Genomic DNA, 21,642 nt, shown 5'->3' with positions numbered 1-21,642 from the left:
GCGGAGCTAGCCCTCTATGTGTACCGGAGCAATCTACATATTGTATCTGCTCCACGATATTATAAGCTAATAAATTATGAAATATGAGTAATCTAAATTTAAGCCGATTTAAGCGCAGGATGGTGTTAGAGATTTTCTGTACACTTTCCATTACTTTTATCTTACTACAGGGTGCAGCAGCCCAGAACACATCGATTACGGGGCATGTTTACAATGAGAAAGGAGAGCCCTTGTCAGGAGTAACCGTTAAAGCCGGTACTACCACAACCTCCACTACTCCAGAAGGTTTATACAGGATTTTTCTGCCCAACGGTGTTAAGCAACTTTCATTCTCTTCTATTGGATATTTATCTTTGCTTGTTAATGTGGATAAAAAAAACACTGTAGATGTTGTTTTAAGAACCGATCTAGTAGACCTAGAAGACGTTGTGGTGGTGGGTTATGGAACTGTTAAAAAGAGAGATCTGACGGGAGCTATTCAAACCTTATCATCGACAGAACTCAATAAGACTATTCCTACGAATATACTCGAAGGAATGCAAGGGAGATTGGCAGGGGTCAACGTGACGCAGAATGATGGAGCACCTGGAGCAGGAATAAGTATCAGAATACGAGGATCTAATTCTTTTTTAGGAGGGACAGAACCTTTATATGTTGTAGATGGCGTTGCATTGAGCAATTCCAACACGGATGCCACACCACAATCTATAGGTGAGGATGAAATGCAGACATTGAACGCACTTTCATTTTTAAACCCGAATGATATCGAATCGGTAACTGTACTTAAAGACGCATCTGCGACAGCTATTTATGGTTCTAGAGGTGCTAACGGAGTGGTAATTATAACGACGAAAAGAGGAACTGCGGGTAAAGATAGGATAGAACTGAATTTAAATTCTGGATTTGCTTCAGTGGGTAAGAAGCTACGTCCACTACATGCATTCGATTATGCCACTTACCAGAATTTGGCTTATAGCAATGCCAATCGTTATGGTGGTAGTGATTATGAACTTCCATATCCCGGAAAAGATAAACCTAATCCTCAAAAACCCGGAGAAACATACTACGCGAAAGGTCCGGAAGACTATATAGGTGAAGGTATAGACTGGCAGGATAAAATATTCAGAACAGGTTTATATCAAAACTATTCAATGAGTTTATCCGGAGGGAATCCTTCTGGAAACCATTATCTTTCCTTTAATTATTTAGATCAGCAGGGGACTATTATAAACTCCGCTTATGATAGATACAATCTCAATCTCAACCTACAGAGAAATCTAAGTAAAAAAATAAAACTGGGCACCAATAATTCCATAACCCTTTCAAATACGGACGGCGTAAAGACGGGAACCGATAAATCGGATGCGGCTAGTGCGGGGGTAATAAGGTCTGTTATCACCTTTCCAACCACAAGGACAGATATATTACCGTATAGTGAGGGAGGAGATGAAAGTTTTATTACCAATCCCGTCATATACGCTAAAGACGTATTGAATACCGTTAAAAGTCTAAACATATTTTCTTCTAGTTTTTTAGAAGCTGAGGTGTATAACAATCTAAAACTACGTCAAAACATTGGCTTTCACTATTCGTCCGGAAAACGGGATCAATATTACCCTCGGAGTGTTTACGAAGGCTTTAGCGCGAAGGGTAGAGGCTTGAAAGCCGATAATGTCTGGCAAAACATGGTTTCCGAAACAATGGCAACTTTTGACAAAAAAATAAATGCTCATCAGGTAAATATAGTAGGGGCATCGACTTTCGAGCGAACGAATTCAAACTGGAACCGGGCCGAAGCACGAGTCTTTCCTAATGATCTTTTAAACAATGAAAATATGGAGGCGGCTGAGGAAGTAATGCCTCTTAAAGGGAGCCGGTCCCAATCTACACTCCTATCTTTCTTAGGTAGAATAAACTACTCATTTGATGATAGATATTTAGTAACAGCATCCTATAGGCAAGATGGATCAAGCAAATTTGGAAAGGCCAACAAATGGGCTGGTTTTGCTTCTGCTGCTTTAGCGTGGAAAATCAGTAATGAGCGTTTCCTACGTGATGTTAAACTTATAGATGATCTCAAGTTACGTATCAGCATGGGACAGACTGGTAATCAAGGTATAGGGGCGTACTCTTCGCTCTCCAAACTGGCAGTATACAACTATCCGTTTAATGGAGCTATACAGACAGGCCTAGCTGATGATGCGTGGGCGGGGCCTGCAAACGATAGATTGAAATGGGAAACAACAACAACATACAATGCTGGAATAGATGCTGAACTATTGGATAGGCGACTGACTCTAACCTTGGAGGCTTATCAAAAGAAAACAGAAAATCTGTTACAATATGTGACTACTCCCGCTTCCTCTGGTTTTACCAGGCAATTGAGAAACTCTGGATCGGTAGAAAACAAAGGGTTGGAGATCTCTTTGGGCGGTGTACCAGTTCGCAAGAAAAACATAGAATGGACCAGTACTTTCAATCTCTCTCTTAATAGAAACAAGATCTTAAGTTTAGGCTCGGACGTATCAGAACAATATGCAAATAACATATCCACAGGAGATGCTCCATTTATTCAACGTGCGGGACTGCCTATAGGAGCCTTATACGGTTATGTTGAAGATGGATATTATGATAATGAAGCAGAGGTCAGGAATGATCCACAATATACCAACGAAGCGGCAGATATTATCTTGCGGATGATAGGTGAAGTTAAGTACAAAAATTTTGACTCGGACCCAACTTCGATAACCAATAGCGATAAAGTTGTAATCGGTGATGTCAACCCAAACTATACTTTTGGCTTTGTGAATAATGTACGCTTCAAAAAATTAGATTTCAGCGTATTTGTTAATGGAGTACAAGGGAATGATGTGATCAATATGAATACCCGTTTTAATTCTAATCTAGGATCCACTAAAAATATCACCGAACAAATGTATGAAGGGGCTTGGCAAGAAGGTGCAGACAATACCGATGCTACCGGTCCAAAAATTATGCGTCAATACTGGAGAAATTTACTTTTCTCTAGAAGGTTCGTAGAGAAGGCAAGTTTTGTAAGGATCAAAAACATTACTGTAGGCTACACATTTGACTCGATATCCAAGATGGTTAATAGTATACGTATATCTGCAGGTATAAATAACCTATACACCTTTACCAAATATAGCGGATTTGATCCGGAAGTGAATAGCTATGGTGACAATCCAGCGTTGTTTGGCGTTGATCTGGGTGGATACCCCAATTCGCGAACCATCAATTTCAACATCCAATGTAAATTCTAAATAAAAATTCGAAGGTATGAAATATCCATGTAGTGCAGACTGCACAATCACGATTGACCGCGAAGCAGCATGCACACTAATTGCAACTAATTGTTCATAATATAGTTTGGATATTCCATATGGTCATTAAAAAACAAACGAGTGAAACGAGCTCATTTATACAAATGAAAATAGACACTCATAAATAATTATATACATATGAAATACTCATGGTTAGCAAAGCACAAACACCCATGAGTATTCCATATGACAACTGAAAATCAAATTATACACATATGAAACTTAAATATATAAAAGCAATTGTGTTCCTATCATCGTGTGCTATCTTAGCTTCCTGTGAAAAGCAATTGACAGAAAAACCATTCTCTTTCTTGACTCCTAACAATTTTTATCTCAATGAAAGTGATGCACGTACCGCTATTAATGGCGTGTATGCTGAATTGTACAGTTGGGATATGTATATGCAGCCTTTTTGGAACCTAAATATTCTGGACGATGACCATGTTTCAGGCGCGGATTGGTTTTTAGGTACATCCGGTGCTGGTAATCCCATGGGATATTGGGGAGTTGACGGCCCTTGGAATGGGTGTTTTAAAATAATCTCCAGAGCCAATACTGTATTAGAGAATGTGACATTGATCAACACAGATATAGATCACGAAGTGAAGGGTAGAATATTAGGAGAAGCTTATTTTCTAAGAGCGTGGGCTTATTTCCAGCTCGTGCAGATGTATGGAGGTGTACCCATTCGAACAGAGTCTCTATCGGCCAATTCGAATCAGAATGTACCAAGAGCAAAAATTGTAGACAATTATGAACTTATTGTAGAGGACCTGAAGAAAGCAGAACAGATGCTGTTTCCGGTAGGACACGCTAAAGCCGGAGAGCCAGGAAGGGTTAATAGAGGGGTGGCTAAGGGATTTTTAGCCAAAGTGTACCTTACCATAGCATCAGCGGGTTTAGCCAACGGTTCAGTAACCGTACGTGGCGGACAGGATAACGGGTACTATACCTATCCTAAAAAGGTCGTTGCAGGATTCGAGGGTGTAGATAGTAATAAATACTTCCAATTAGCGGCTGATAAGGCTTTAGAGCTAATCAATGACGAAGAGTATGAGCTATTTGATAATTGGGAGAATATATGGTCGATGGCTTCCCGAAACACGAAAGAAAATATGTGGCAATTGCAGTCTTTGGCGGGATCAGCTTTTGTAAACAACCTTCACAACTATTTTAATGCTAGATCAACATTCGGTACCGGTGCAGTATGGCTATCTAATAATCACTATAAAGACTATGAAGAGAATGACCATCGAGTCCTAAAGGGAATAACTCATAACTACCAAGCCCTTAATGGTGTGTACGTATTCTACCCAAGCTGGGAAGCTTCAAAGTATAAAAATCTTAATGGTATAACTTACAATAACAATGGGACTACCAGTGATAAGGCTTATACGATAAAGTACGCATCCGTAACAAATCCAGATTTGGCGAATAGCGATGCGTACTTACCACTTTTACGTTATGCAGAAATCTATCTTATATATGCAGAAGCGGCTAATGAAGTTCACCATGGCCCGACTGTGGAAGCTTATAGGAAACTCAACAAAGTAGTCGAGAGAGCCAAAGCTACCGCCGCACCTGCAGGCATGAACCAACAGGAGTTTAGAAGCTTTGTTCTGGCAGAAAGGGCTCGTGAATTTGCACTTGAGGGAGTCCGGAAATTCGATCTATTGCGGTGGGGTATCTACCTCGATGTTATGAATAAAATTTCTTTAGGTCAGAACAATATTTCAAAAATACGTACGCAAAAAAATCTATTGATGCCAATCCCGTTAGATGAAATCAATTCTAATACAATGATCAAAGAAAATAACCCTGGTTGGTAACTATATTGAAAATGCTTAAACAGAATAAATATGAAAAGGGCAGAAAATAAAAAGAAATACAATTGGCTTTACCTACCATTAGTAACAGCTGTAATTGCATGTATGTGCAATGCATGCAAAAAGGAAAGCAAAGCAACCGATCAAATACCTCCTAAAATCACAAGTATTAGTTACTTACAGGACAGACAAATTGATTTACAATCCGCAAATTATGGGGAATGGATATTGATAAAAGGAGATAATCTAGCTCCGGTTGGAACTGTCGATTTTAATGGGGTAAAAGCTGCTGACTCATTGATCTATGCAGACAAAAACACAATAACAGTTAAAATCCCTACCGATCTACCTGATCCAGTAAATAATCCAATCACTGTTTCAACACCTTTCGGAACTGTTACACATCAGTTTAAAATCCTTCAGCCGGCACCACTTTTTGATACTTTTATGCCGGTCTGGGGAGGGAGTGGGGATGCCATTACACTTTTAGGAGACTATTTCGTTGGTGTTGAGGGGGTCTTTTTTGGCGCATTGCAGGCCGAAATTGTTGAAAAAGACAAAAATAAAATTGTTGTTAAAGTTCCTCAGGGAGCTCCTGTAGATAAGATCAAGATAGTAACCCCAAGTGGCGTAGTAGTTTCGGAGAAAACATTTGGATTTAAATATTTACTGTTTGCGGAAGCTATAGCCTCCGGATGGTGGTCTGGACCTTGGGGAGGCACAACCGCAGTGGTCAATGAAGAAGCGAGAACCGGTTCCCTAGCTATCAAATTTACGGCCGCGGGTACATGGGGAGGAGCTAAGTATGGAAAAAATGCTCCAGATGTGGATGCCGCAGGATTTACGGGTATTAAATTCTCCCTATTTGGACTAGAAGGGACATCAGGCAAAAAAGTCAAAGTTTACTTAAATGGGGTATCCGGCAAAGGCTACGAGGTTTTTTTGAAAGAAGGCACATGGCAGGATTTTGAAATCCCACTATATAATCTCGGCAGTCCAAATACGATCAATACTGTCACACTGCAGGAGTTTAGCGGTAATCCCTCTAATTTTTACATAGATGATATCGGGTTCTATTAATTTGCTTATGGACGGTTTTAAATATCTAATTGTCATACTTTGTTTGGCATTTTTATCATCTTCTGTTGTCTTTGGTCAACTTACAACTGATTCATCTCGATCTGATAATCGGGCTAAAGCCTTGTTTGAAAATCTTAAGATATTGAGTAAAAATAATACGCTGATAGGACATCAAGATGACCTCGCATACGGTGTTCACTGGCAATACATTGAAGGCAATAGTGACATTAAAGATGTGGTTGGAGAATATCCGGCATTTTTCGGATGGGATCTGGGTCATATCGAGACGGGTAAAAATAGTAATCTTGACGGCGTACCTTTTGAACTAATGCGAGATTATATCATAAAAGCGTACGAAATGGGAACCGTCATCAGCCTTAGTTGGCATGCAAACAATCCGCTTACAGGTGGGAGCTCTTGGGATACGACTTCATATACTGTGAGCAGTATACTCCCTGGCGCTTCCAATCACGCAAAATTTAAAACTTGGCTTGACTGTCTTTCTGATTTCTTATTGGAGCTCAAAACAGAAAACGGAGAACTGATTCCCATATTATTTAGGCCGTATCATGAGCTGACAGGCAATTGGTTCTGGTGGTGTAAAAATGTCTGTACCTCCCAAGAATATATTGAATTGTGGCGGTTTACAGTCGATTATTTACGAAACACAAAACAACTTACCCATATTTTAATGGTATACAACGTCGCCGAAATATATTCCTCAACAGAATTTTATGAGAGATATCCAGGAGATGATGTTGTCGATGTGATAAGTATAGATACCTATCAGCAAGGTTCCCACGAAACTAGACAGCAATTTGTCACAAAATTGAGAAGTTTTTTATCCATACTACAACCTATAGCACAAGATAAAGGGAAAATATTGGCGATAGGTGAGACCGGCTATGAATGTATACCTGACCCAGAGTGGTGGACAAAAGCGATACTCCCAAGTCTAGAAGGATTTGATGTAGCTTGGGTTTTATTTTGGAGAAATCACGGTTTTATGGCAAAGGAGAACAAGATGCATTATTACGTACCTTTTGAAGGACACAGTTCTGAGCAGGACTTTGTTAAGTTTTATAATGATCCAAGAACATTATTTCAAAAGGGAATAGAGTCTAAGAAAATTTACAATCGTAAAGAACATCAGGATAAATAAATTTTTTAGTATATGAGAAGTGGAGACACACAAATTGAAATCGACTTTGAAAAGCGAAAAAAACAGTTGATAGAAAATCACACGCAGTTAATTACGAAAGTCAATATACCTGAAGTCTTGGGCAATGGGATATATGAACGTTATCATGCCCCAATCATAACGGCTGAGCATACGCCGCTTCATTGGCGTTATGATTTTGATATAGCAAGCAATCCATTTTTGATGGAAAGATTCGGTATCAATGGTACTTTCAATGCTGGGGCGATTAAATGGCGGGGGAAATACCTGCTAGTAGTAAGGGTGGAAGGCAATGATAGGAAGTCGTTTTTCGCTATTGCAGAAAGCCCTAATGGAGTTGATAACTTTGAATTCTGGGATTATCCAATGAATATACCAGAACTCGATGACCTAGATACCAATATATACGATATGCGTTTGACGTTGCATGAGGATGGTTGGATATATGGTTTATTTTGTACTGAGAGAAAAGATCCTGACGCGCCTAGCGGGGACCTCACTGCTGCTATTGCACGTGCTGGAATCGTAAGAACTAAAGACCTCATCCAATGGGAGCGACTTCCTGATCTCATCTCCAACAACCAACAGAGAAATGTTGTATTGCATCCGGAGTTTGTAGATGGTAAATATGCACTATATACGCGACCTCAAGACGGTTTTATTGATGCAGGTAAGGGGGGAGGCATCGGTTGGGCTTTGGTGGATAGTATGGAGCGTGCCGAAATTACTGAAGAAAAAATTATCAATCATAGATACTATCACACGATAAAGGAACAAAAAAATGGACAAGGACCAGCTCCAATAAAGACCGATAGAGGCTGGTTACACTTGGCGCATGGTGTACGTGGCTGTGCTGCCGGATTACGTTACGTCTTGTACATGTTTGTAACCGATCTCGAACATCCTGATCAGGTTCTGGCAGAACCCGCTGGACATATCATGGCTCCAAAAGGGTCGGAACGAGTAGGGGATGTGTCCAATGTCCTATTTTGCAATGGATGGATCAAAGATGAAGACGGTACAGTATATATATACTATGCATCTAGTGATACCCGGATGCACGTTGCAGTATCATCTGTAGAGAGACTATTAGATTATTGTTTTTCTACAGCCAAAGACGACTTACGTACGTTTAAATCGGTACAGACGCTGAACAAGATAATCACTAAAAACCTCGGATAAATAACGATGGATATAGAATGGACTTAAAAAATGAAAATCTAACACTTAAAGAGAAAATAGGCTACGGTCTTGGAGATGCTGCAAGCTCTATGTTCTGGAAACTATTTGGCATGTACCTGATGTTCTTCTATACTGATGTATTTGGTCTGGAGGCAAAAGTTGTAGGAACTATGTTTCTCATCACTAGGGTCTGGGACTCCTTGTTCGATCCGATAGTCGGTGTTATAGCGGACAGAACCTATTCAAAGTGGGGTCGGTTCAGACCCTATCTGTTATATGTAGCCCTACCGTTCGGTGTATTGGGTATGTTTACATTCTATACGCCCGCCTTCTCAGATTGGGGCAAGATTACCTATGCATATCTTACTTATTCCTTAATGATGATGGTGTATTCAGCAATCAATGTACCCTATGCATCGCTGTTAGGTGTAATAAGTCCACTACCTAAACAAAGGAATATTTTAGCAACCTATAGGATGGCTTTTGCTTACATCGGGAGCTTTTTTACCCTCTTGTTATTCAATCCATTGATAAACTACTTTAGTAAGAATCCCTCTGACGCCAGAGGTCTAGAACACGGTTGGTTTATGGCAGCAACGGTCATTGCGCTGTTTTCAACGATATTGTTCCTCCTATGCTTTGCCTGGACGCGCGAGCGGGTTATACCTCTGCCCTCCACCGCTAGATCTACGCTAAAACAGGATATCCGAGACCTCCTAAGAAATAAACCTTGGTGGATATTATTAGGAGCTGGTGTGGCTGCACTGTTATTTAACTCTATCAGGGATGGCGCCGCTCTATATTACTTCAAATATTATGTACAGGAGGAAAAAATGCATACTATTACGCTTTTTAACATTCCATTTGTTTGGAGTGGCTTGTATTTGGCTCTTGGGCAAATAGCTAATATAGTGGGTGTTGTAATCGCCGGACCTATCAGTAACAGAATAGGAAAAAAAAACACTTATATACTTAGCATGTCATTAGCTGCTGTTATATCGCTTCTCTTCTTTACACTGCAGAGTTATCAATTGATCTGGATATTTATATTCCAAGCGTTGATCAGCATTTGTGCAGGGGCGGTTTTTCCTCTTTTATGGTCGATGTATGCAGATTGTGCCGATTATTCTGAATATAGAACCGGCAACCGGGCTACTGGATTAATTTTTAGCTCATCCTCTATGAGTCAAAAGTTAGGCTGGGCATTAGGAACGGCGATAACAGGATGGTTACTTGCGTACTACGGTTTTCAGGCCAATCAAACGCAAAGTACGGAAGCTTTAACAGGGATAAAGATGTTCTTGAGTTTATTGCCCGCTGGGGGAGCAGCACTTTCTGTTCTGATCATCATAGGCTACCCACTTGGAGAACAGAAAATAGCAAAAATCACATTGCTTTTAGAAAAAATGAGAGAAAGTAGATTGCAATGATAAGAGAATTTCAAGAAGTATTAGAAGAAAACATCCTGGGATTCTGGATGTCACATATGATTGATGATCAGAATGGAGGTTTCTATGGGGCTATTGATACCGCTAATAATGTGAACACTTATGCAGAAAAAGGAGCAGTACTTAACGCTCGCATACTATGGACATTTGCAGCAGCTTACCGGATACTGGGAAATCCCTTATATCTAAAAATGGCATGGCGTGCTTATAATTATATCGACGAATACTTTGTTGATCGTCAATATGGTGGTGTTTACTGGTCAGTAGATTATAAAGGCGTTGTAATACAAAACAAAAAGCAGACGTATGCTCAGGGCTTTATGCTGTATGCTTTCTCCGAATTCTATAAAGTCACCGGTGAACCATTTATATTAGACCAGGCAATTGCCTTGTTTGAGTGTATAGAAAAGACTAGAGATTCTCTAAAGGGTGGATACCGGGAAGCCTTTACCAGGGATTGGAAAATAATCGATGACATGCGGCTCAGCGAGAAAGATGAGAATATGGCCAAGACTATGAATACACATTTACATGTGTTAGAACCCTATACCAATCTCCTAAAAGTATGGACCAACGAGAGACTTATGGAGGCTCAAAAAGAACTTATAACCCTGTTTGTTGATAAAATATACAATCCTAGCACAGGCCATTTAGGTCTCTTTTTTGATGATGACTGGAATGTCAGCAACGAAACCATATCTTTTGGGCATAATATCGAAGCGGTATGGTTGCTCTGGCTAGCTGCTAATCAAGTTGGATACTTAAATATTGAACGTCTAAAGTCTATTTTGGACGATATTGCTACCTCTAGCGTCGCTGGACTACAGGCCGACGGTAGTATGATATATGAAGTCAAAGAGGGAGAAATAGATACAGAAAAGCACTGGTGGGTACAAGCTGAAACTGTAGTGGGATATATGTATGCGGGAAAAATTACCAAGAAACAGGCGTATATCGAGTATGCCTATAATAACTGGAACTATATAAAGCAACATCTTATAGATTGGAAAAAAGGCGAATGGTACTGGAGTAGATTGCCCAACGGAAGCATAAATGAGAGTGAAAATAAGGGCGGCTTTTGGAAGTGTCCGTACCATAATGGCCGAATGTGTATGGAGATGTTAGAAAATCTGATGGAGTATGAATAAACCAAAAATAGGTGATAATAATCTCATGCCGATTAAGAACAACCTCTCAGCTATACAGTAACTGCGAAAAGACTCAGATCGTACAGGCTTAAACAATGATATCATATTTCGACTATAATGTTTGACAATACCATATAAAATTCTTTAATTAGGTCTAGTATTCCTGATTATGGAAAATAAACTAACCGAATTAAACAACGATAAAGATATTCTTTATGATTTCCGTAATGGCAAGTCACAAGCGTTAGAACGTTTTATAAAACGTCATCAACGTGAAATGACCTATTTTGCGCAAACTATAATTGGCAATCTAGAGTATTCCGAGGAAATTATAGACGATTGTTTTCTGAAACTTTGGAATCGGAGAAAAGATCTTCCAATTGATGTCAACCTAAAATCATATTTATTTGTAATGGTAAAAAATGCCTGTCTGGATTTTTTGCGATCTCCCAAAAGAAGACAATTTGAACGCATAGATGAACTAACAATTCAGATTCCCAGCGCCGATCGAATAGAAAACAATATGATTTATGCGGAATTACTTTCGCACATATACAAAGAAGTAAATAAGTTACCTCCTAAGCAACGTCTCGTTTTTACTTTGTCCTATTTCGAAGGGCTGAATACAAAAGAGATCTCTGAAAAATTAAAGATATCTACCAACGCTGTATTTATTCATAAACACGAAGCTACGAAAACCATACGTTCTCTTTTCAAGGGCAAAAAAGACATTCTAACATTATTTATTATTCTTTTCTTACAAAATTAAACAATCTATAAATAAAGTAGTTACGATTATTATCTCATTTTTTTCATTTTTATCCAAAGATTTTGACCTGCCTTATCGTTTGGTAATATGAAGACATGCTATTACTAATTGCGGTCGATTACTAGTCAAATTATAAATGGATTTAAACAGTCAGCATATTCAATTATTGTTGCTCAGGTACCTCAAAGATCAGCTTAATGAAGAGGAGTTGAAGGAACTTGATATTTGGGCTAAAAATAGCACCGAAAACCAAGCTCTTCTTGATCAATTAAGTGACGAACAGAAATTAAAAAAAGATTTAACCACATTCTCCTATATTCCGGATCGTTCTAGTGATATTACCAGATTCGTGCTTGTCAATGCGGATATCAAACATAAAACTAGAACATATTCTCTAAAAAACCTCATTAAAGTTGGGTACGCAGCCGCATTACTACTCGTTGCGGGTTTTAGTTATTACATGTACCTAAATTTTGATCCTGTGGCAGATACTAATACAGAAATATCAGCGAAAGATATCTTTGCCAGCAATGATCAGCCTTTTGTCATTCTTCCAAGCGGGAAAAAGATAACACTCAAACCAAGCGAAGAAGGAGTCATCGTGGGTACTAAAGGATTACAATATTCGGATGGTTCTTCGATAAGTGATGTGGTCATAGCCAATGATCTATCTGAAATCAAATTACGTGTACCAAAAGGAACAACATACAAACTAACACTCTCGGACGGTACAACCGTCTGGTTAAACGCGGCCTCCACGCTAACATATCCACATAAGTTCAGCGGTGATAAGAGGGTTGTCAGTTTGGATGGCGAAGCCTTCTTCGATGTTGCAAAAGCAGACAGACCTTTTGTAGTACACAGCAGGGAACAACAAGTTCAGGTTTTGGGTACCTCTTTCAATATTAACAGTTATCAAGAAAACAGCTTTATCACAACTACTTTACTTACGGGAGAAATAATACTTTACCACGAGAAAAATAACAAGAGCATTCGGATGAAACCAGGTGAACAGGTCATGATAGCAGATAATAGAATGCATTTAGACATCGTAAATTCGGCAGATGCGATAGCCTGGCGCAGTGGCAAATTTGTATTTGACAATAAATCCTTTAAAGAAGTAATGAATGACTTGGCACGCTGGTATGATATCAAGGTAATATATGAGGGAGAGATCCCTAAAGAAAGCTTTTTTGGAGATGCTTATAGGAATAATAATTTAGGAATAGTTCTAGAGGCGTTACAGAGCTCCAATATAGAATATGAGATGGAAGCTAATCGAACCCTCATTATACGCGGTAAAAAAGGAGGTCATAAATAAAAAGTATGTCATTGCGAGACGTTAGGCTAGCGTCTAAAAAAAAAGAAGGGTGCTGCTACACCCCCCTTAAATAGCTTGGGTCAATTGTAAGAATATTAACTATCCAAACTAATTCAAAATTAATGAATTTTACTTATTTATGGAGAATAATGCGCTTAATTGTATTTTTTTTAGTCACAGGTATACTGCATACTTATGCAACTGGGAATGCGCAAACTATTACCGGACGTTTTAAAAACAGTTCATTACAACATGTATTGAGTGAAATCCGGAAACAAACCGATTACACAGTCTTCGGTGCGGGGAGTATATTGAAGGATGCTCATCCGATCACTATCGACGTCGAGAACATGCCCATCATCCGGTTCTTAGATGAAGTATTTTATGATCAACCTATTAGAGCCCAGATTCAAGGTAAAACAATTTTGTTATCCAAGAAAAAAAACGTGGCACAAACAGATCAGGGAACAGCCCATCAAATGCAGCTTCAAATTCAAGGAAAAGTTGTTGACGATTCCGGCCACCCTTTAATTGGTGCGAGCGTAGTGGTGTTGGATGCCGAAGGTAAAAGAACAAAAAAACACACGAATACGGACCGAAACGGTCATTTCGCGCTGAATGGTATAGCCGAGGGCACTCTTTTAGAAATCAACTTTCTTGGATACGCCACGACAAAGGCGACGGCAACCCGTTCGGAGATATTGATCAAAATGAAACCCGTGTCCAAAGAAGTCGATGATGTGGTCGTAACGGGTTATAATGTCATAAAGAAAGAAAGCTTTACCGGAAATTCCATTAGAGTGAGTCAAGAGGAGCTATTAAAAGTCGGCAATCGGAATGTAGTTGACGTTCTGCAGGTTTTTGATCCCTCTTTTCGCTTAGAAGTTAACAATATTATGGGTTCTGATCCTAATACGTTACCTGAATTCTATATTAGAGGCCGATCAGGAATTGGGGTTAAGTCCCTCGATCAAGTCGATATATCAGAAGCAGCTTTAACTAACAACCCCAACCTACCCATATTTATAATGGACGGTTATGAAGTGAGCGCGGAGCGCGTATATGATTATGACCTAACACGTATTAAAAGCATTACTATATTAAAAGACGCTGCTGCTACCGCTGTATATGGCTCGAGGTCAGCCAATGGTGTTGTCGTCATTGAAACCATAGCCCCCGAACCTGGAAAACTACGTCTGGATTATAACATGGTCAGTTCATTAGCTTTAGCCGATCTCTCGGACTATAATCTAATGAACGCCAAGGAGAAACTTGAGGCCGAAAAACTAGCGGGAGTTTTCGCTTTAACACCAGATATGTCATTTTCGACAAGGGGATCTATTGTACGTGAACTTCTATTAAAGGAAAATCAACTGACTAAAGGAGTGAATACAGATTGGATAGCACAGCCTGTCCGTAACGAATTTAACCATAAACATACTCTTAATATCGACGGTGGTTCTCAAGATCTGAGATTCAATTTTCTCCTTAAATACGATAAGCAGAACGGTGTAATGAAAGGCTCATCACGTGAACGAAAAGGAGGAGGCTTAGGTATTGATTATCGTCAAAATAATTTTCAGATACGTAACGATTTCACTTACGACATCGTAGATGCCGAAGATTCCCCTTATGGAAGTTTTTCAGCTTATACGACTAAACTGCCTTACGATGAGATCTTTGGTGCGGATGGCTTTCCTGTAAAAAACACGCCCATATGGCATAGCGGTGACCTTCTTACTATGAATATATATAACCCCATTTACGAGGTTTTTAATACTCATAGCTTTAGCAAGAATGGCTATAATAATGTGAATAACAACACCGCCATCATATGGAACTTCCTTCCAAATTTTCAGTTGAAAGCGGACTTAGCACTGACTAAGCAAGACAGTTGGTCGGATCAGTTTACAGATCCATCTTCAGGTAAGTACTTCATTTCTGCAAGTACAAATTTCGAGAACATAGGGGAACTAAATCTAAAGAAAATTGAGACTATTGGCTACAATACCAATCTCTTTGTCCGTTATGACAACAAAATCGGTAGTCACAACTTCAATTTCTCCGGCGGATTCAATGCGCGTGAAAATAAAACGAAGAGCTCAGTAGAATTATACTCCGGTTTTCCTTCTGGCGAACAGAATTCACCCAATTTTGCCAACAAGATAGTACGTAAGCCAAACTACAACGACAATCATACTCGATTAATCGGTTCGTTTATAGCTCTCAATTATTCGTTAAAAGATATCTATTTGCTCGACCTATCGGGAAGACTGGACGGATCTTCAGAGTTTGGATCTGAAAACAGGGTAGCGCCATTCTGGTCATTAGGAGCTGGAATCAACCTGCACAAGTACAGTTGGCTAAAAAGCAACTCTGTCATCAACCGCCTTCGCCTCACTACCACGACTGGTGAATTAGGAAAAACGAATTTTCCACCATACGCCGCAAGGGGAATGTATGTATTTCAGCAAAACTGGTACGCTACAGGCAACGGAGCACTTCTAGTAGGGATGGAATCGCCAACATTAACTTGGGAAAAAACAAAAACCCACGATATAATTATGGATTTAGGATTGTGGAATGATAAACTTAACGTCAATTTCAACTGGTATAACAAACTAACAAACAACCTGGTAAATGATGTGGACTTACCATTATCTTCGGGTTTTAGTTCCTATAAAGACAATATAGGGAAAGTGAGAAACAGTGGGTACGAGATTTTCCTCAGGGGGAATATAATCACTAGAAAAGACTTCAATTTCTCGGTATACGGTAACTTCGCCAGCAATAAAAATGAGCTTCTACAAATATCAAGTTCTCTGAAGAAATATAATGACTTGGTAAATGCGCAGTATGATGAATATGGATTCAATCGCGCCAATAGTCCTCATTACCTAGATCGATATTCTACACCGCATACCAAGTATATAGAGGGAGGATCACTTACTTCCATTTTTGCTATGCAATCATTAGGAATAAACCCTATGGACGGAAAGGAGATCTTCGTGCGACCCGATGGCACTATTACATACGATTGGGATGCTTCAGATCAAGTTATTGTTGGGGATACCTCACCTAAAGGACAAGGCGCATTTGGATTCAATTTAGCCTACAAGGGATTTACGGTTTTTGCATCGTTTTTATATCAGTATGGAGCACAGGAGTATAATAGAACACTTGTTACAAAAGTGGAAAATGTAGACATATACAATAAAAATGCAGATCGGAGAGTTCTGCTCGACCGATGGAATCAGATAGGAGACATAACTTCATTGAAAGATATCCGAGATCGAGCATATACCACCAGACCCACATCTCGATTCGTACAAAACAATGATTTTGTAAAATTCAATTCGCTAAGTATTGGTTACGATTTACCTATTCAAGTACTTCAAAAGTATAAGTTAACCCGGTTAAGATTACAATTGTCTTCGAACAGTTTAGGGACTTGGTCTACAATTCGTCAAGAGCGGGGAACTACCTATCCATTTGCCCGTAACTATGACCTATCAGTGAAAGTTGTCTTTTAGAAGCATAATAAAAGGATCATCATGAAAAATAAAATTAATCTTTATAGCATAATTTTATGCATCGCACTGTTTTCCAATTGCAGCAAGTGGCTCGATGTGAAGCCCTCTGATCAACTGACTGATGCGGCCCTTTTTTCGGAGGGAACTGGGTTTCGGAACGCACTTAATGGTATTTATCAATATATCTCTGAGGGAGACCTCTATGGCCGAAATCTGTCTTGGGGGCTCAATTCTGCGCTGGCACAAGACTATATCGGTACAGACATATCTTCAGAATATCGATTAGCGGCGACCACATTTAATCATAACGAGCAAGCTGTTATCAATATAGGTACTAACATTTGGGGAAATGCTTATCGTGCAATTGCTAATAGCAACAAACTTATTAAAGAAATAGAAAAGAAAGACACTAGTATTTTCAGATTTGGTAAAACGGAACGTGACCTTATCTTGGGAGAAGCATTAGCTTTACGTGGCGTATTACATTTTGAGATATTAAGGCTGTTTGCGACTTCACCAAGCACGAACTCAACAAACAATGCGATACCTTATGTAGATACTTATCCTGCCTATTTCACGGCCCCCAAACCTATGGAGGAAGTATTCAGGCTAATAGAAAAAGATCTTAAACAGGCTAAGGAACTAGTTGCTACAAATGATACGATATTGAATAGATCAAGCTTAAGTGGTAAATTGTCTTCCCGTCTATCGGGTAATAATGAAGATGAGAGGCGTTTTTTCTCATTTCGAATGATGCGCCTGAACCACGTAGCTATATCAGGGTATTTATCCCGGGTTTATTTGTATAGTGGAAAGCTAGAAGAAGCAGAACAAGAAGCAGGATATGTGTACAAAGAGTTTGGTCCTCATGGTACTAAGAGGTGGTTTGAATTCACGACCTCGACAAATGCTACGGGAGTAAACAAATATATCAAATTTGCTGACGATGTACTCTTTGCGAGCTACAATACAGATTTGGTCAGAAATATTCAGGAGTACAAAGACAAAGAGTCTACCATACGCTACAGAATAAATAAAGAGGTCTCTTCTTGGTTTCCTGCAAATGAAAGAGATTATAGAAGTAATCTTTTGAAACAAGACGCCGTGGTATCTACCGATTTTATATCTGAAAAATGGACTGCATCGAGTTCTACAGGCCAATTTCGCCCTCAACAAAACACTATGGTCCCCATATTACGTCTCAGTGAGGTTTACTACATCTATAGCGAGGCTCTTTTTAAAAATGGAAAAGTGAACGAGGCGCTGGCTATTCTCAACCAGATTCGCCTCGCTAGAGGTAGAATGACCACATACTCCGAGACGGATGAGGGAGCATTCTATACCGAATTAATAAACGAATATAGACGAGAGTTTTTAACGGAAGGACAGACTATTTTTGCACACAAGCGTCTAAATCGACCTATACAACTCGGCTCGCAAACCATACCAATAGACAGTAGATTTACATTGGCTATTCCAGATGGTGAACTAATTTTTTAATACCCATAAGTACAATCGTATGAAACAGATTAAAATTACCACCTTGATAATAGCTTTGGGAATACTCGGCAGTTGTGAAAAAGCTGAAATACAGACATATAATGATAGCCATTATGTACAGTTTACGCGAAATATAATAGATACGCTAGATTTCTCTTTTTTCTTTTATCCAGGTCAATCGGAAGTAAAGGTAGCTCTTCCTGTAAAGCTGGTAGGCAAAATGCCTGAGAAAGACCTTTCCTATTCTATAGTTGTTGTGGATACGGATACAGACGCTCCGACAGATATATATGCACTGCATGATAATCTGCTGTTCAGAAGAGGGATAGCACAGGACACAGCGCATATTATATTTAAAAATCACGCCAAACTTCGAGACAACACCTATAAGCTTACTATAGAAATCAAAGAGACCGCAGACGTTAAACCTGGTCAATCCAATTATAAGAGATATGCTTTCAAAATCTCGGACAAAGTGACAAAACCAACATGGTGGGACGCCAATATGGACAGGTTCTATTTAGGAGTTTACAGCGAAAAGAAATTTAGAGCTTTTATGGACGCTACGGGTGTAGGAGATCTATCTATATACGAAGAGGGACAACAACGCATTATTATGCTGCAATTCAAATATCATTTAATAGAGTTAAAAGATAAGGGAACCCCTTTGTTAATGGAAGATGGTACTGATATGTTAGCCACCGTACCATTGGTTGGATAAATTTTATAAATAAAGTGTTATGAAATATATTTTGAAATACAAAGCCATTGTCCTTGGTATTCTTTTACTACAGACAGCCTGTCTTAAAGATACTGGAAACTATGACTATATACAAGCCAAGCCTGTCAGCATCAAGTTTGAATCTACTATTTTTGATGGAATTGTAGATGAAGTTACTGAGATTACCCCACTCCGGACCTATGGACAAAATGGAGGTAGTGCCGATGACTATGATCACGAATGGTACGTAAGTGGTGATTTGGTGAGCAGGGACTCTAATCTCGTATATACAGGAAAGCTTCCAGGAACCCACTTATTGACCTACACTATGATCGATAAGTCCACAGGTGTGAGGGTGTTTGCGGCCAATACCACACTTAGACTGGCTTCTCCTTACCAAAATGGATGGGCCATATTGTACGAGGAAAACGGACAGTCTGAGCTGGGCCACATACGCTACGACAACATTAATAAGACCTATATTACTTACAGAGATATCTACAGTACTAAACACAATGGAGAGTCTTTAGGAAGCAAACCTATTAAACTTAAGAATTACCCTAATGCCGGTGTTTGGAGCTTGGTTGTTGTACAGCAAGGCGGGCAAGGGCCGATAGAACTTGATTCTTATAGTATGCAGAAGGCACTCGTCACACGGGAAGCCTTTGCTGGTGGTTCTCCAAACAATCTAGAAGCTATAAACATAGGTTGCTATCCCAATGCCCATATCTTGGTCAATACCGAAGGACAGGTTTTTCCGCGCTTATTTTCCAGCAACCCTATACCGTTTTCTATGCCTTGGCTAAATATACCCATGCAAATTGAAAAAGGGATGCACATCACTGATCTTTGGGACGCACATGCGATGCGAACCTATATGAGTTTTATGTACGATAAGCTAAATAACCGTCTCCTTTATATAAACCTGAGCACCCCTAATTCGACCGGAGGATACATTGATATAGACACGATCCCCAGTCCACAAGCCTCAGCTCCCTACCCACCTGATCATGTCAACTTAAATAATATGAAGGACTGGGAATATGTATGGGGCGGCGGCTTCAACGAACTTCCTAATTACGGCAATGGAATTACCGTAGACGGCATAGTGCTCATGCGCAAACCAGGAGAATCCGATATTTTTTTACAGTCATTCGGTATGCGATCGGTCAACCGCGTCATAAGTTTTACTCCAAAACAACGTAAATTGTTTACCGGATCACATTTGGTCAATGAAAACACTAAGTACCTCGCTGTAAAAAACAAGGATTTCATTTTCTTTACCGCTGGCGCCGACAACAAAGCGCTGTATTACTACGATATTATTACTGGTAATGCCGTCAAGCTCTTTGAAAAGTTTGATAGTCGTATTACGGCTCTAGCAGAATCCGATGACTCCTTACAAATGAGTGTCGGCTTAGAAGATGGAACGGTAATACTATTCTCAATCTCAGACAATGCACTGACTGGCAACGCCGACAAGGAGCTATTTAGGATGACAGGCTTAGGTAAGATAGCCGATATAATTACCAAAGGCGGTTTCATGCGGTAATCCACAAAACCATATAAACAGTAATGTAGCCAGATCTTCTAAGATCTGGTTATTGATCTCTTATTTTCAAATTTTAACAAAACACTATGAATAAATCTATTGTAAGAATTGAGAAATTGTCACATCGTTATTCCGTCCAGTGGGCAATTCGAGATATTAACATTGATGTAACACGTAAAGGTATCTATGGTCTTCTTGGCGCCAATGGAGCAGGCAAGTCTACGATTATGAACATCATGTGTGGTGTGCTCAAACAAACAGAGGGGGAGGTTTTTATCAAAGGAATAAACCTACAACAAGATGCCGTAAATGCGAAAAAGAAGATAGGTTTCTTACCACAGATCCCTCCTGTACAAGCGGAATTGACAGTAGAGGAGTTTTTGACCTATGCCGCAGAACTAAGACTTATGCCCAAAGATGTTATTCCTGGCGCTGTGGAAGAGGTTATGGAACGTTGTTCTTTAACGCACTTCAAGAAAAGACTAATAAAAAATTTATCGGGTGGGTATAAGCAACGCGTAGGAATAGCGCAAGCCATAATCCATAAACCAGAATTTGTGATATTTGATGAGCCCACCAATGGTCTGGACCCCAATCAGATACTAGAGGTCCGGAAGCTCATTAAAGATATCGCCAAAGAACGAACTGTCATCCTCTCAACGCACATTTTACAGGAAGTACAAGCCCTTTGCGATTATATTTGGATGATTAACGATGGGCAGATGATCTTCTCTGGTCCGATTCAAGAATTCGATTCCTATATAACGCCTCAGTGTATAATTGTAAGCTTTGGACAGCTTCCTTCAAAAGAAGAGCTTTCTATCATCTCAGCTATAGTGGATGTACAACACCTGGGAGGAATAGATTATGTACTTCAATATGCCGGTGACCCTAAACAAGTAATTAGCACGATCGTGCAGCTCTCTGTAGAAAAGGGATGGCAGCTATTACAGATTACAGAACAAAAAAATTCACTAGAAAATATTTTCGCGGAGTTATCTAAGAAAAGAGCTTAACTCAAACTAAATAATACGAACTTAC

At 39.5% G+C, this 21,642-nt stretch carries 14 protein-coding genes; all 14 read left to right on the top strand.

The window, feature by feature from the left end; genetic code table 11:
• Positions 1-83 precede the first annotated feature (83 nt).
• The 14 genes from JKG61_RS10560 to JKG61_RS10495 all read left to right on the top strand — a co-directional run bounded on the left by JKG61_RS10560 (position 84) and on the right by JKG61_RS10495 (position 21,617).
• Positions 84-3,281 (top strand): SusC/RagA family TonB-linked outer membrane protein, encoded by a 3,198-nt coding sequence (locus JKG61_RS10560; protein ID WP_237249444.1) that lies wholly within the window; start codon positions 84-86, stop codon positions 3,279-3,281.
• Between the two features lie 275 nt (positions 3,282-3,556).
• A complete protein-coding gene (locus tag JKG61_RS10555) occupies positions 3,557-5,170 on the top strand; it encodes a RagB/SusD family nutrient uptake outer membrane protein (RefSeq protein WP_202102948.1) in 1,614 nt (537 codons plus the stop codon).
• Positions 5,171-5,200: 30 nt separating this feature from the next.
• A complete protein-coding gene (locus tag JKG61_RS10550; protein ID WP_202102947.1) occupies positions 5,201-6,247 on the top strand; it encodes a hypothetical protein in 1,047 nt (348 codons plus the stop codon).
• Between the two features lie 43 nt (positions 6,248-6,290).
• Positions 6,291-7,409 carry a glycoside hydrolase family 26 protein gene (locus tag JKG61_RS10545; RefSeq protein ID WP_202102946.1) on the top strand — a complete coding sequence of 373 codons (1,119 nt, stop codon included), beginning with the start codon at positions 6,291-6,293 and terminating at the stop codon, positions 7,407-7,409.
• 12 nt (positions 7,410-7,421) lie between these two features.
• Positions 7,422-8,609 carry a glycoside hydrolase family 130 protein gene (locus JKG61_RS10540; RefSeq protein ID WP_202102945.1) on the top strand — a complete coding sequence of 396 codons (1,188 nt, stop codon included), beginning with the start codon at positions 7,422-7,424 and terminating at the stop codon, positions 8,607-8,609.
• 17 nt (positions 8,610-8,626) lie between these two features.
• A complete protein-coding gene (locus tag JKG61_RS10535; protein ID WP_202102944.1) occupies positions 8,627-10,039 on the top strand; it encodes an MFS transporter in 1,413 nt (470 codons plus the stop codon).
• Complete coding sequence (locus JKG61_RS10530) at positions 10,036-11,205, top strand: AGE family epimerase/isomerase (RefSeq protein ID WP_202102943.1); 1,170 nt, start codon at positions 10,036-10,038, stop codon at positions 11,203-11,205. The genes JKG61_RS10535 and JKG61_RS10530 overlap by 4 nt, the downstream gene beginning before the upstream one ends.
• Positions 11,206-11,374: 169 nt before the next feature.
• Positions 11,375-11,974: an RNA polymerase sigma factor gene (locus JKG61_RS10525; protein WP_202102942.1), complete on the top strand. Its 600-nt coding sequence runs from the start codon at positions 11,375-11,377 to the stop codon at positions 11,972-11,974.
• A gap of 136 nt (positions 11,975-12,110) precedes the next feature.
• Positions 12,111-13,295: a FecR family protein gene (locus JKG61_RS10520; RefSeq protein WP_202102941.1), complete on the top strand. Its 1,185-nt coding sequence runs from the start codon at positions 12,111-12,113 to the stop codon at positions 13,293-13,295.
• A gap of 149 nt (positions 13,296-13,444) precedes the next feature.
• Entirely contained in the window at positions 13,445-16,828 is a 3,384-nt protein-coding gene (locus JKG61_RS10515) for a SusC/RagA family TonB-linked outer membrane protein (RefSeq protein ID WP_202102940.1), read from the top strand.
• 21 nt (positions 16,829-16,849) lie between these two features.
• Positions 16,850-18,328, top strand: a complete 1,479-nt coding sequence (locus JKG61_RS10510; protein ID WP_202102939.1) for a RagB/SusD family nutrient uptake outer membrane protein — start codon at positions 16,850-16,852, stop codon at positions 18,326-18,328.
• A 19-nt stretch (positions 18,329-18,347) separates the two neighbouring features.
• Positions 18,348-19,049, top strand: coding sequence for a DUF4843 domain-containing protein (locus JKG61_RS10505; RefSeq protein ID WP_202102938.1), 702 nt, complete (start codon positions 18,348-18,350; stop codon positions 19,047-19,049).
• A gap of 19 nt (positions 19,050-19,068) precedes the next feature.
• Complete coding sequence (locus JKG61_RS10500) at positions 19,069-20,601, top strand: PKD-like family lipoprotein (protein WP_202102937.1); 1,533 nt, start codon at positions 19,069-19,071, stop codon at positions 20,599-20,601.
• 86 nt (positions 20,602-20,687) lie between these two features.
• Positions 20,688-21,617: an ABC transporter ATP-binding protein gene (locus JKG61_RS10495; protein ID WP_202102936.1), complete on the top strand. Its 930-nt coding sequence runs from the start codon at positions 20,688-20,690 to the stop codon at positions 21,615-21,617.
• Positions 21,618-21,642 lie beyond the last annotated feature (25 nt).

This window comes from Sphingobacterium faecale, from assembly GCF_016746095.1.
Lineage (GTDB): Bacteria > Bacteroidota > Bacteroidia > Sphingobacteriales > Sphingobacteriaceae > Sphingobacterium > Sphingobacterium faecale.
Note: the sequence above shows the minus strand (reverse complement) of the source record. Positions and strands in the feature narration are given on the sequence as shown.

What these genes read in the sequence shown, in the direction of transcription:
- JKG61_RS10560 (WP_237249444.1), top strand. Translation starts at nt 84, where the DNA reads ATGAGTAATCTAAATTTAAGCCGATTTAAGCGCAGGATGGTGTTAGAG.
- JKG61_RS10555 (WP_202102948.1), top strand. Translation starts at nt 3,557, where the DNA reads ATGAAACTTAAATATATAAAAGCAATTGTGTTCCTATCATCGTGTGCT.
- JKG61_RS10550 (WP_202102947.1), top strand. Translation starts at nt 5,201, where the DNA reads ATGAAAAGGGCAGAAAATAAAAAGAAATACAATTGGCTTTACCTACCA.
- JKG61_RS10540 (WP_202102945.1), top strand. Translation starts at nt 7,422, where the DNA reads ATGAGAAGTGGAGACACACAAATTGAAATCGACTTTGAAAAGCGAAAA.
- JKG61_RS10535 (WP_202102944.1), top strand. Translation starts at nt 8,627, where the DNA reads ATGGACTTAAAAAATGAAAATCTAACACTTAAAGAGAAAATAGGCTAC.
- JKG61_RS10530 (WP_202102943.1), top strand. Translation starts at nt 10,036, where the DNA reads ATGATAAGAGAATTTCAAGAAGTATTAGAAGAAAACATCCTGGGATTC.
- JKG61_RS10525 (WP_202102942.1), top strand. Translation starts at nt 11,375, where the DNA reads ATGGAAAATAAACTAACCGAATTAAACAACGATAAAGATATTCTTTAT.
- JKG61_RS10520 (WP_202102941.1), top strand. Translation starts at nt 12,111, where the DNA reads ATGGATTTAAACAGTCAGCATATTCAATTATTGTTGCTCAGGTACCTC.
- JKG61_RS10515 (WP_202102940.1), top strand. Translation starts at nt 13,445, where the DNA reads ATGCGCTTAATTGTATTTTTTTTAGTCACAGGTATACTGCATACTTAT.
- JKG61_RS10510 (WP_202102939.1), top strand. Translation starts at nt 16,850, where the DNA reads ATGAAAAATAAAATTAATCTTTATAGCATAATTTTATGCATCGCACTG.
- JKG61_RS10505 (WP_202102938.1), top strand. Translation starts at nt 18,348, where the DNA reads ATGAAACAGATTAAAATTACCACCTTGATAATAGCTTTGGGAATACTC.
- JKG61_RS10500 (WP_202102937.1), top strand. Translation starts at nt 19,069, where the DNA reads ATGAAATATATTTTGAAATACAAAGCCATTGTCCTTGGTATTCTTTTA.
- JKG61_RS10495 (WP_202102936.1), top strand. Translation starts at nt 20,688, where the DNA reads ATGAATAAATCTATTGTAAGAATTGAGAAATTGTCACATCGTTATTCC.